This is a genomic window from Pseudomonas sp. 2995-3 (assembly GCF_002742565.1).
GTDB classification, from domain to species: domain Bacteria; phylum Pseudomonadota; class Gammaproteobacteria; order Pseudomonadales; family Pseudomonadaceae; genus Aquipseudomonas; species Aquipseudomonas edaphica.
On sequence record NZ_LJSB01000141.1, the window covers coordinates 19,167 to 31,314 of the forward strand.

The following is a 12,148-nucleotide window of genomic DNA, read 5'->3' on the forward strand; positions in this document are numbered from 1 at the left end:
CATGGACCTGGCCAACCTCAATGCCTTTATCGCCATCGCCGAGACCGGCAGCTTTTCCGGCGCCGGTGATCGCCTGCACCTGACCCAGCCTGCGATCAGCAAACGCATCGCCGGGCTGGAACAACAATTAAAGGTGCGCCTGTTCGATCGCCTGGGCCGTGAAGTCGGCCTGACCGAAGCCGGGCGCGCCCTGCTGCCACGCGCTTATCAGATTTTGAATGTGCTGGACGATACACGCCGGGCGCTCACCAACCTGACCGGCGAAGTCAGCGGCCGGCTGACATTGGCCACCAGCCATCACATCGGCCTGCACCGCCTGCCGCCCATTCTGCGCACCTTTACCCGGCAATATCCCAATGTGGCACTGGATATTCAGTTCCTTGATTCGGAAGTGGCCTACGAAGAAATCCTCCATGGCCGCGCCGAAGTGGCGGTCATCACCCTGGCACCTGAACCGCACAACCTGGTGCGCGCCACGCCGGTGTGGGACGACCCGCTGGACTTCGTGGTGGCACCGGAACACAGCTTGACCGGCAACGGCACGGTCAGCCTTGCCGACATTGCCAAACACCCGGCGGTCTTTCCCGGCGGCAACACCTTTACCCACCATATCGTCAGACGGTTGTTCGAGGCCCAGGGCCTCACGCCCAACATCGCCATGAGCACCAACTACCTGGAAACCATCAAGATGATGGTCTCCATCGGCCTGGCCTGGAGCGTTTTGCCGCGCACCATGCTCGATGATCAGGTGGCAAGTATCGCTTTGCCGGGCATACAGCTCAGTCGCCAGCTAGGCTATATCGTGCACACCGAAAGGACGCTGTCGAACGCTGCGCGGGCTTTCATGAGCCTATTGGATGCACAGGTCGATCTGCCAGGGATACCGGCATGAAGCTGTGCGGCCCATAAAGCCTGAATAATCCCGCGCCGAACGCCCATTGAGCCAAGGCCCATTGATAATGCGCAACCCCGTCGATTCCGTACCGCCCCTGCCGCGCATTTACGCCTTGGACCCTCAAGAGGCGGAACAAAGCTGGGAAAGTGCTCCACAATTGCTGGCGGCCCTCAATGCTGCCCGCCTTGGCGCGTGGTGCTGGGAAATCGATACCGGCAGGATCAGCTGGTCACGCGGCACCCAGGCGTTGTTTGGCTACGACCCTCGGCAACCCTTGCCCAAAGACCTCGACTACCTGGACCTGCTGGCGCCGCAGGACCGCGCCCGGGTGGTGCGCGCGTTCCATGCGGTGCTGGCGGGCGAGCCGTTCGAGCAGGCCATGCACCACCACATCCAATGGCCGGATGGCAGCCATCACTGGCTGGAAATCAACGGCAGCCTGGCGCCGGACAAAACCGGCCGGCGCCGCATGATCGGGGTAATTCGCGAAACCACTCGCCAACGCGAGCGCGAACACGCCCTCATGCAATCGGAAAAACGCTTCGCCACGCTGTTTCACCTGTGCCCCAACATGGTGTTGCTCACCCGCCAGTCCGACGGCCGCATCAGCGAAGCCAACCAGTACTTCGAGATTCACTTTGGCTGGCCCGTGGCCGAGGCCATCGGCCGCACCACCCTGGAGCTGGGCCTGTGGCGCCACCCCGAGGAGCGCGCGCTGCTGGTCAAGGCCACCCAGCGCAAGGGCGAGCCGATCACCATGGACGTGCAGTTCTGCGCCAGCAACGGCCAGATTCACGATGGCACCCTCAGCGCGCAAAAGGTCGAGCTTGAGGGCGAGGCTTACCTGATCAGCACCTTTCTTGACACCACCGACCGCAAGAACGCCGAGCAGGCCCTCAAGGACAGCCAGGAGCGCCTCGACCTGGCCCTGGATTCGGCGCAACTGGGCACCTGGGACTGGCATATCCCCACCGGCATGCTCTACGGCTCGGCCCGCGCTGCCCAGTTGCACGGCCTGCCGCCCGAACCGTTCCACGAAGCCTTCGATGCGTTTTTTGAAGGCATGTCCGATGCCGACCGCGAGGGCATGCGCAACGCCTACCGCAGCCTGCGCGAAGGCCCGGACGGCAACTATCAGTTGACCTACCGCGTGGAAATGGAAGATGGCAGCCCGCGCTATCTGGAAAGCCGTGCACGCCTGTATCGCGATGACGCCGGCAAGCCGCTGCGCATGGCCGGCACCTTGCTCGATATCACCGACCAGGTTGAACGCGAACAACGCCTGACCGCCTCCGAGGAAAAATTCGCCAGCCTGTTCCAGGCCAGCCCCGACCCAATCTGCGTAACCTGCCTGGACAGCGGCGTGTTTATCGAGATCAACCCGGCCTTTACCCAGACCTTCGGCTGGACCGCTGCCGACGTCATCGGCAACAGCGCCGAGCAGATCGGCCTGTGGGACGATTCGAGCCAGCGCCTGCAACGCATTGAGCAGGTGATCCGCGAACAATCGTTGAGCAATGTGGCCCTGGTGGTGCATCACCAGAACGGCCACAGCCTGACCTGCGTGATTTCCAGCCGGTTGATCAAGGTCGGTGACCAACCCTGCATTGTCACGACGTTGCGCGATATCACCCAGCAACAGCGCTCGGAAGCCGCGCTCAAGGCCAGTGAAGAGAAGTTCGCCAAGGCCTTTCACTCCAGCCCTGACGCGATTTCCATTACCGAGCGCGACACCGGCCGTTACGTCGAGGTCAACGACGGCTTCTGCCGCCTGACCGGCTACCGCGCCGAAGAAGCCATCGGCCTCACGCTCTACCAGATCGGCATCTGGGCCGATGAAAACCAGCGCGCGGCATTGTTGGCCGAACTGCAGATCAAGGGCCGCATTCATCACCTGGAAATGCTCTGGCACAACAAGCGCGGTGAAGTGTTGGCGGTGGAAGTCTCGGTCGAACCCATCACCCTCAATGAAACCCCGTGCCTGCTGTTGACTGCACGGGATGTGAGCCTGTTGAAAAACGCCCAGGCGCAGATTCGTCACCTGGCCTACCACGACCCTCTGACCAACCTGCCCAACCGCGCGCTGCTGATGGACCGTCTCAGTCAGCAGATCGCCCTGCTCAAACGCCATAACCTGCGCGGCGCGTTATTGTTCCTCGACCTTGACCACTTCAAGCACATCAATGATTCCCTCGGTCACCCGGTGGGCGACACCGTGCTGAAAATAGTCACTGCACGGCTGGAAGCCAGCGTGCGCCTGGAAGACACCGTGGCGCGCCTGGGCGGCGATGAATTCGTGGTGTTGCTCAGTGGCCTGGAAGGCACACGCACAGCGGTCAGCGGCCAAGTACAAGTATTGGCCGACACGCTGCGCGAACTGCTGTCGGAGCCGATGTTCCTGGATGGCCACCGCTTGCAGGTCACACCGAGCATCGGCGTGGCGCTTATACCCGATCATGGCTCCACACCGGCCGACCTGCTCAAGCGCGCCGATATTGCGCTGTATCGCGCCAAGGACTCGGGGCGCAACACCACGCAAATGTTCCACAACAGCATGCAGAAAACCGCCAGTGAGCGTCTGCGCATGGAGACCGACCTGCGCCTGGCGCTGTCACGCGGTGAGTTCAGCGTGCATTACCAACCCCAGGTGGATGCACGCGGCAACAAAATTGTCGGCGCCGAGGCGCTGGTGCGCTGGCAGCACCCACAATTGGGCGCGCAGTCACCCACCGAATTTATCAAGGTACTGGAAGACAGCGGCCTGATCCTGGAGGTCGGCACCTGGATTCTCGATGAGGCCTGCGGCGCCTTTGCGCAGCTGATTGCCGAGGGCCTGGTAGACCCGCTAAATTTCAGCCTGTGCGTGAATATCAGCCCCCGGCAGTTTCGCCAGAACGACTTTGTGGAGCGGGTAGAACACAGCCTCAAACAGCATCATCTGCCCTGCAGCCTGTTAAAGCTGGAGATCACCGAAGGCATCGTCATCCAGAACCTGGACGACACCGTGGCCAAGATGCGCCGCCTGAAAAAGCTCGGCGTGAGCTTTGCCATGGATGACTTCGGCACCGGCTATTCGTCGCTGACTTATCTCAAACGCCTGCCGGTGGATGCGCTGAAGATCGACCAGTCCTTCGTGCGCGATGCCACCCATGACCCCAACGACGCGGAAATCATCCGCGCCATCGTGGCCATGGCCCGCAGCCTCAACCTTGATGTAATTGCCGAGGGCGTGGAAACGCCGGAGCAACTGGCGTTCCTGCAAAAGCTGGGGTGCCATTTGTTCCAAGGGTATTTGCACAGCCGGCCGTTGCCGATCAAGGCGTTCAGGCAGTTACTGGTCCAACCGCCCTCACCCGGTCTACACCAGTTTTAACGCGTGAGCGCCTTTCTCCCAGTCCGAACCGGCCAATTTTATTGTTGACCCATAAAAATCGATAATTCCGTCAAAAACGCCTACGGAGTGGCCATGATTGGCAAGAGTGCCCGCAACGCCACTGGCCAATTCCTCGGCAGTGCTGCTACGCGTGAAGGCATACAAGCCAAGGCGCCGAAGTGCTTCGCCAGGGGTTTCTCTATCATTGAGCGTCCCCATGGCGGCCTCAAAACTCGCTTCAGCCCGAAACTCGTGATTTTCCATTTGCGCGCGCTTTGCGCTCACCGCGAACATGAAAATCGCATCGTGCAAAAGACCTTTATCTTCACCGAAGAAGTGCGAACCTTTTTGCGCTTTTTTCAACTCATCGTGGGTCAGGTGTACCGTGCATGAGTCACGCATGGTCACGGTATAACCCTCGGGTGTCTCAATAATGCGTTTATAAATGCCCTGGGGATTTTGACCGTACTTCATCATCGCGGCCTTGATCGCAGAGACGGTGACGCAGTTGAGTTCTGAACCTTGATAGAACCCACTCCAGATATTGTCAGGCTTGACGCCCACCTGACGATTGGAGAGGTTTGAAATGTTCCCGCCCGGTTGCGCCGACGAAGTGCTCGGCGGCTGCATGGCGAGCATATAGCCATAGTCTTTGACAACAGGCTGTTGTTTTCCCGACGAGTATTTGATGCCATCCAGTACAAACTCACCAGCGTAATTATCCAAGACAGCAACGGCGCCTTTTTTCAACATTTTTTCGGGTTCGACAATGCGCAGGAAACCGATCATCCCCATCCCTTTTAATGCCCGGTACACCGTATCATTAAGCATGACCGCGGATAACGCGCGCTCGAAGCTCCCCTGTTTATCAGGGTCCGTACTGGACAGTTGCACACGTTTTACATAGGCCGCCAAGATGAAATTGGCATCCATCACAATACCGCCGTCACCGCCGGTAAACCGCGAGACCCCGGCCGTGCGACTCAATTCTTCTTTGGACAGATGTAAAGAAAAACCGTCCTTCATGGTGATGTCATAGCCCTCTGCGGCCGCCACGACCTTGTCGAACACATCCTGCGGACTTTGACCAAACCTCATCATCATCATTTTGATCACTGACGCATGCCGACGGGTATCGCCCTCACCGAACCGTCGTTCAGCGACGTCAAAACTTCTTACCATATCGACAGGTTTCTGCCCCTTTGCTCGAACAGGGATGTCGGAAGACAAATCGCTCATTGGCGGCACGCCGGGGTCGGAGGGGCTCTGAGGCTGAGCGCTGGCACTCAAACCAGAGGCATTACCCTGCACCTCAACGGACGTATTGTGATTAACCAGCACGTAGACATAGGGACGCTCGACAGGTCGCTGGCCCCCATATTCATGGCTCACGCCCCCATAGACCAGGGCACCGCCAAATGTATGGGTTTGCATGACGCCGACCCCGCTGCCTGCCAACTGCGCCGACGGTACTTGGCGTAAAAAACCGGCCATGCCCAGGCCCTTGAGCACATTATAAGTCGTCTCACCACGCAACGAATTTGATAATGCACTCTTAAACCCCTGACTATTACCTGCCTGAACGCCCATTAGTTGTTTACGTTTAACAAACACAGCCAATGCAAAGTTCGCATCACTGATCGCCGCCGGGTCATGTCCAACAATTCTTGAGCCGGCGGCTGTTTGCCGTAACTCGAGATCGGACACTTGAACTTTGTTGCCATCTCTAAGCGTGACCTCATACCCCTGCTCGGCACGCTTGACCTGCGTAAACAAGTCCGAAGGGCGTTGACCAAAAGTAACCATCATCATTTTGATAACCGCTAAGTGAGCACTGGCGTCATAGTCCTCACCAAAGCGTCTTTGAGGGGCATTGAATGCGTTGACAACGTCCAGCAATTTAACGTCTGTGGAGTCTGAGATCGGCCCTGTAAAAGGCAGGGAATGTACGGGTGTTGAACGAGTAGAGAGGTTAAGCCTGGCTACGTCCACAAAAATGACTCCTGCAGTCTGTCAATCAATACACGTTGAGAAGAAGAGTTAAATCAATGAGTTGCGATAAGTAGAAAGTTACGGTCAACGCTTATCTTTTATTACCTGATCATTCGCGCCCAGCGAGGCCAGGCCTTGACAGCAAGGAGTGCGCTTGAGTGCCACAGCCTCCCCTCGCCGAGGCTCAGCCCCGGGCCGCCCCCAAATCTCTTCAAGGCCATTGATGACTGCTACCGAGTGCCCCCGCCGATTACTCACGCCCACGTGACCTTCGGCAAGCTCACGCACGCTGACGTTTTTCATATAGTGAATTAGCCCTAACCGCAGGAAGCCCTCGCCAGGCTTTTCCTCATCCTCACCATCATTCAAACTCTCCACACCCGCGTCAAAGCTCTCACCCGCCGTTGTGTCGTTGTTCTCCTCGTGTGCACGCTTGGCACTGACGGCAAACAAAAAGTGCGCATCCTTGAGCATGCCTTTATCGGGGCCGATGAACTGCGAAGCGCGCGAGGCGACTGCCAACTCTCGGTCGGTCAATGTGAGCGTGTAATTGTCGCGCATCGTTACCCGATAACCACCGTCCAGCCGCCTGACTTCGCGGTAGATGTCTGTCGGGCTTTGACCGAATGTGTGCATGGCAGCCTTGATCGTCGCTACCGTGGCACAGTTACCGCCTGGCCCCTGACGGAACCCACTCCAAATATTCAATGGCTTTGCGCCATTACGCTTATCGGACAAACCCGGGATATCGCCTCCATGCGCCTGCGCAGGCACGCAAGTCAGCACGGGCGCCGAGTCAGCTGGCGCGGCACGCCTCACCGCCTGGGGATTCACTTGGGGTTGTGGGGGCACATCGGGAAAGACCTTAGCCTTTGGCTGCGAGGGACCACTGGCCACTTGCGCTAAAAATGCGGCAACCCTGTCCACCAGGCTTTGAGCCCTTTGTTGCCCAGGCCTATCACTGGGCACCGGCACCGAGTTCCACCGCGAACCGGCATGTTTTGGCGCGTAAAAGGACGCGCGCTCATTGGGTGCGCCATGCAAATCCATGCTTGGCAGCTGACGCACATCTGGGTAAGCGATGTTATCAATTCGGTAATACACCATGACTTGCTCCACGTTTTTCAAACGGTTCCCCGAACCTTGGGCCCGGGGAAACGCGGCGTTATCGGCGAAGTAAAAACACCCTGGCGGGTGTCAGTTCCTCAGCCGGGAGCGGCTGGAGAAGCCCTGGTCCCAACGATCATTCTCATTTTCAGCAGGGCCTGGGCTCGTGACGCCAACCTTGGGCTTAGTGAGTACCTCCAAGTCTTCCTGCGGGGTCTTCCTGGGCGAGCCTGGCACCTCACTATGGATGTGGCGCGGTTTGCTATGGCTGTCGTGGTCGTGGTCGTGGTCGTGGTCGTCAATCGGTGCCGGCGCTACAGGCGTGATAGGCGAAACCGTCTTGAGCGTCTCGCCAACAGTGGGGTGCGGCTCGGCAGGGCTGTCAGGCTTAAGGTTTATCCGCGTCCGAGGGCGGTGATCAACCGGTACACTTACACCGGTTGTTATTCCATCGCGCTCAACCAAAGTCTCGGGACAGTGGCAATGGTTGATATTGACCTCCACCTTGACCTGCGGTTTTGCCTGATTGGTTACGCTCACACCGGATTCGCGCATCGGATGTGAAACACGGCTCCCGAAGACTGGTATCGCTGCTGGATGCGAATCCTCATCCGACTTCTCTTTTAGTTGATCCGCAACGTCCGAAATAACCTTGGACAGCGAGCCTGTTTGCAGCTTGCCTTTCAATTGAGACGCGGCAGCCGCAGCGTCCTTCAGCAGAGGTTGGGTGTGCACAGCCACGTCGTTCTGAGGGTATATACCTTGCGTGGTATTGGCTGTTGTATCGGTGTGAGGCATTAGGGCAACTGTTTCGGCCTTGCCCGAAAACATCTCACGCAGGGCGCTGACAAGTTGTTCAAACATATCAAACAGTTTCGTGAGCATGTTGGCATTATTCAACCCGTCACGCTGCAGAGCCGTGGAAAACTCAGTTCGGGGGGCGGGTGGAGTGTGCCCCAAACCAGCCCCGTGCAGGCCAACAGGCTTACCGACATTGGGTTCTTTCGAGATTGTCAGGTCAAGGGGCAACGTATCAGAGTTGATAGAGGGCGAATGGTTGATCGAAAAAGACATTAGCAATTTCCTAATTAAGCGCAGCCTGGGCAATTAAAACCCAGAACAGCGACAGTCATTATAAGTGCTGCAAGCAACAGCGCTGCTTCACAGACCCTACTTTTGTGAAGCGCGAGATTATTGAGTTCCAGAAATCGCGCTTCATATAAGGAAACCAAATCAACCTTTAGGACTTTTCCCCGTTGTTATTCACGAAAAACCGAGACGTCGCTCACCCCTACCCGCATAACAGCGGACACATGCACTTATAAACTGCCAAGGCTGCAATTAAGCGACATGATTAACTAACCAACAAAACGACAACGTGTGATACTCCGCACTCAATGAAACACCTGTCGCAACATTTATTACTTGATTAGAAAACGACTGACTATTTAGAACAACTCTGTATCAATTTCCAAACCCGGTTTGGCAGCGACTGTTGCTTTCCAGCACTAAAAAAGCTTCCGACAGCGAAAAAACGCCACCTCTCAAGCTTGGCGAGCCTCCCCGGCAATACCTTTAAATGCAAAAATGCTCCGTATCTTTCAATACGGAGCATTTTTGAAACAAAGGCGGCTGTGATCGCTTCACTACGCCGGGTCGGGATGCTTCATACCCAGCAAGCGGCTGACCTGCTCCAACCCGGTTTCGCGGCGCAGCGCGGTAAACAACTCGACTGCCTCGGGGTAGTTGCGCGTGAGCATCGCCAGCCACTGCTTCAAACGGCCCGGCGCCTGCTTTTCGGTCAGTTGCGCCACCGATTGGCGCCAGAACTCCTGGAGCATCGGCTGCATGTCTGCCCACGTCATCTCTACCACCTCTTCGCCTGCCTTCGCCGCCACAATCTGCCGGGCCAGGTCCGGGCGGGCCACCAGGCCACGGCCAAGCATGATGTCTTCGGCGCCGCTGACTTCGCGGCAACGCTTCCAGTCTTCGACGCTCCAGATATCGCCATTGGCAAACACCGGCACCTTGACCACGTCTTGCACCCGCGGAATCCACTCCCAATGGGCCGGCGGCTTGTAGCCATCGGTCTTGGTGCGCGCATGCACCACGATGTGCGCCGCGCCGCCTTCAGCCAGGGCCGTGGCGCACACCAACGCACCGTCGGGGCTGTCGAAGCCCAGGCGCATTTTCGCAGTGACCGGTATATGCGCCGGCACGGCGCGGCGCACGTGCTCGACGATCTGGTTGAGCAGCTCGGGCTCCTTGAGCAGTACCGCACCGCCACGGGATTTGTTGACGGTCTTGGCCGGGCAGCCGAAGTTCAGGTCGATCACCTCGGAACCCAATTCGCACGCCAACGCAGCGTTTTCCGCCAGGCACACCGGGTCCGAGCCCAGCAACTGCACGCGCAACGGCACGCCCGCTGCGGTGTGGGCACCGTGCAGCAGTTCGGGGGCGAGCTTGTGGAAATAGGCCGGGGTGAGCAGGCGGTCGTTGACGCGAATGAACTCGGTCACGCACCAGTCAATACCGCCCACGCGAGTCAACACGTCCCGCAGGATGTTGTCGACCAACCCCTCCATGGGCGCCAAAGCAATTTGCATGGGAAACACTCAACAAAAATCGTGGCGCAGTTTACTGGGTTTCCCACAGTAACCGTTAACCCCCTGTCAGGGCCGGGCCATAGCCATCGAGAAACTCGGCGGGCATGCGCTTGGGTTTGCCGCTGGACAGCTCGATGCAAACAAAGGTGGTTTGCGCACGCAGCAGGGTCGCACCATCGCTGGGGCGTACCAACTGGAAGCGCCGAGTCATCTTCAGGCGCTGGTCCCAGTCGACGATCCAGGTGGCCAATTGCAGCTCGTCACCTTCGTAGCCGGCCGCCAGGTAGTCGATCTCATGGCGAACCACGGCCATGGCGCGGTCCAGCCGGCGATACGCGGTAAGGTCCAGCCCCAGACGCTGGGAGTGACGCCACGCACAACGCTCCAGCCAGGACACGTACACCGCATTATTGGCGTGCCCAAGGCCATCGATGTCTTCAGCGGCGACCTGCAGGTCGATGATAAACGGCGCTGCCAGATCCCAGCCCATGCCTTGCTCCAGTCGATGAATGTCGCCGGGCAGTGTATCAGGCGGTTTGCCGCTCCTGTAAACGACTGCCGGCCAACAAGGCCAACACACCCTCGATCACCCGTGGATCGGCCAGCACCCGCTGATGACCGCCCTGCTCCAGGCGCAGCAGGCGGCTGTCGAACCAAGCCTCATGAATGGCTTGCGAGGCTTTGACCGGGACGAACGTGTCGTCTTCAGCGTGCACGATCAACCCCGGCAGGTTCATCTGGTAGTGGGCCACATCCAGGTGCTTGAGCGGCATGCCGAAAGTCTGTTCGACCTCCTGGATAAACGCCGAGCGCGCACGCGGCGGCAAGCCCACCATGCGGGTAAAGCCACGCAGCACATCCAGGAAGCGCGAGGGCGCGGCAATGCTCACCAGCGCTTCAGTGCGCAACCCCAATTGCACCGCCAGCATCGCACTGGCGCCGCCCATGGAATGCCCGACCACCGCATGCAGCGGCGGCAACTCAGCGGCAGCATCGAGCATGGCGCGGGCAAACAGCAACACATGCGCTTCACGCCCCGGCGAGCGACCATGGGCCGGGCCATCCAGGGCTATTACCGAATAACCATTGTCCACCAACGCGGTGATCAAGCTGGCGAACTGCGTGGGGCGCCCTTCCCAACCGTGCATCAGCAATACTGCTGGGCCTTGGCCCCAGCACAACGCTGACAAGCCGAAACGCAAGGTGATGCGCTCCGATTGCGCCAGCAGCGGCAGCTCCCAATCTCGCGGCGGCAAGTTGCGCGGTGTCATGAAGGTGCGGCGCAATTTGCTGGCCACCGTTCGCGGCGCCAAACGGCCAACGGTGCCATGGAAACCACGAATCCAGGTTAATGCGCCCATCATGCGACTCCTCTTTAACGCACCGCCGACTTGGCGGCGCGCAACACGCGGTCGGACAATTCACCCGGGCCAAGCGCGCGGGCCAGCGCCAGGCCGCCGATCATCAAGGCCATATCGGCCAAGGCCTTGTCGGTGTCTTCGGGGCTGGCGGCCAGTTGGGCGGCCATCAATTCGGTGTGCTCGTTGAGCGCCAGGCGGAACTCGTCCGGCAGGCGGCTCATCTCGCCCACGGTGGCCGGGATCGGGCAGGCGTGGTCGGTGGAGTCGCGGTGCTTGCGCGACAGGTAGAACGCCGCCACCAGGCTTCTGCGCTCCTCTCCGGTCAGTTGCGCGTCCATGTCGTCGATCGACGCACGCCGCCGAGCCAGCAACTGGGTGAAGGCCTCCAGCATCAGCGCGTCCTTGCTTTCAAAGTGCGCGTAGAAACCGCCGACCGTGAGCCCGGCTGCGCCCATGACTTCGCCGACACTCGGCTCAGCCGGGCCGCGCTGGATCAACGCCGCGCTGGCAGCCTGCAAAATGCGTTCGCGGGTTTGCGCTTTTTTATCGCTCATCAGTGCCTCCGTCTCTCATGGGTTGAATATTATTACCATAATAATATTTAGCAAGCGACAGGCATGACCGCTGGTCAGGACAGAATAAGGGGCACTGAGGAGAGAATTGGCCAAACGCCAGACAAACAAAAGGGCCATTCAATAATTGAATGACCCTTAAAAATCCCGCAGAGCGGGTAATCGTGGCGCCCCCTAGGGGACTCGACCCCCTGTTACCGCCGTGAAAGGGCGGTGTCCTAGGCCACTAGACGAAGGGGACA

The 12,148-nt window shown here is 58.9% G+C and carries 9 protein-coding genes and 1 tRNA gene; 2 read left to right on the forward strand and 8 right to left on the reverse strand.

Annotation, left to right across the window (positions count from 1 at the left end):
* Position 1 precedes the first annotated feature (1 nt).
* Together AOA62_RS07505 and AOA62_RS07510 are read left to right on the forward strand one after the other, a co-directional pair.
* A complete protein-coding gene (locus AOA62_RS07505; protein ID WP_099548313.1) occupies positions 2-892 on the forward strand; it encodes a LysR family transcriptional regulator in 891 nt (296 codons plus the stop codon).
* Positions 893-959: 67 nt separating this feature from the next.
* A complete protein-coding gene (locus AOA62_RS07510; protein ID WP_017138735.1) occupies positions 960-4,268 on the forward strand; it encodes an EAL domain-containing protein in 3,309 nt (1,102 codons plus the stop codon).
* Here the strand turns inward: AOA62_RS07510 and AOA62_RS07515 are convergent.
* From AOA62_RS07515 to AOA62_RS07550, 8 genes are all read right to left on the reverse strand, one after another.
* Positions 4,254-6,167 (reverse strand): hypothetical protein, encoded by a 1,914-nt coding sequence (locus tag AOA62_RS07515; RefSeq protein ID WP_244973011.1) that lies wholly within the window; start codon positions 6,165-6,167, stop codon positions 4,254-4,256. The genes AOA62_RS07510 and AOA62_RS07515 overlap by 15 nt on opposite strands.
* 177 nt (positions 6,168-6,344) lie before the next feature.
* A complete protein-coding gene (locus tag AOA62_RS07520; RefSeq protein WP_329606432.1) occupies positions 6,345-7,379 on the reverse strand; it encodes a hypothetical protein in 1,035 nt (344 codons plus the stop codon).
* Positions 7,380-7,457: 78 nt separating this feature from the next.
* Entirely contained in the window at positions 7,458-8,441 is a 984-nt protein-coding gene (locus tag AOA62_RS07525; RefSeq protein ID WP_099548317.1) for a hypothetical protein, read from the reverse strand.
* Positions 8,442-9,013: 572 nt separating this feature from the next.
* Positions 9,014-9,973, reverse strand: coding sequence for a tRNA-dihydrouridine synthase (locus AOA62_RS07530; protein ID WP_099548320.1), 960 nt, complete (start codon positions 9,971-9,973; stop codon positions 9,014-9,016).
* A gap of 55 nt (positions 9,974-10,028) precedes the next feature.
* Complete coding sequence (locus AOA62_RS07535) at positions 10,029-10,463, reverse strand: thioesterase family protein (RefSeq protein ID WP_058419746.1); 435 nt, start codon at positions 10,461-10,463, stop codon at positions 10,029-10,031.
* A 37-nt stretch (positions 10,464-10,500) separates the two neighbouring features.
* Complete coding sequence (locus tag AOA62_RS07540) at positions 10,501-11,334, reverse strand: alpha/beta hydrolase (RefSeq protein WP_017138729.1); 834 nt, start codon at positions 11,332-11,334, stop codon at positions 10,501-10,503.
* A 14-nt stretch (positions 11,335-11,348) separates the two neighbouring features.
* Positions 11,349-11,888, reverse strand: a complete 540-nt coding sequence (locus AOA62_RS07545; protein WP_017138728.1) for a TetR/AcrR family transcriptional regulator — start codon at positions 11,886-11,888, stop codon at positions 11,349-11,351.
* A gap of 183 nt (positions 11,889-12,071) precedes the next feature.
* A tRNA-Glu gene (locus tag AOA62_RS07550) sits at positions 12,072-12,147 on the reverse strand.
* Position 12,148 lies beyond the last annotated feature (1 nt).

What these genes read in the sequence shown, in the direction of transcription:
- AOA62_RS07505 (WP_099548313.1), top strand. Translation starts at nt 2, where the DNA reads ATGGACCTGGCCAACCTCAATGCCTTTATCGCCATCGCCGAGACCGGC.
- AOA62_RS07510 (WP_017138735.1), top strand. Translation starts at nt 960, where the DNA reads ATGCGCAACCCCGTCGATTCCGTACCGCCCCTGCCGCGCATTTACGCC.
- AOA62_RS07525 (WP_099548317.1), bottom strand. Translation starts at nt 8,441, where the DNA reads ATGTCTTTTTCGATCAACCATTCGCCCTCTATCAACTCTGATACGTTG.
- AOA62_RS07530 (WP_099548320.1), bottom strand. Translation starts at nt 9,973, where the DNA reads ATGCAAATTGCTTTGGCGCCCATGGAGGGGTTGGTCGACAACATCCTG.
- AOA62_RS07535 (WP_058419746.1), bottom strand. Translation starts at nt 10,463, where the DNA reads ATGGGCTGGGATCTGGCAGCGCCGTTTATCATCGACCTGCAGGTCGCC.
- AOA62_RS07540 (WP_017138729.1), bottom strand. Translation starts at nt 11,334, where the DNA reads ATGGGCGCATTAACCTGGATTCGTGGTTTCCATGGCACCGTTGGCCGT.
- AOA62_RS07545 (WP_017138728.1), bottom strand. Translation starts at nt 11,888, where the DNA reads ATGAGCGATAAAAAAGCGCAAACCCGCGAACGCATTTTGCAGGCTGCC.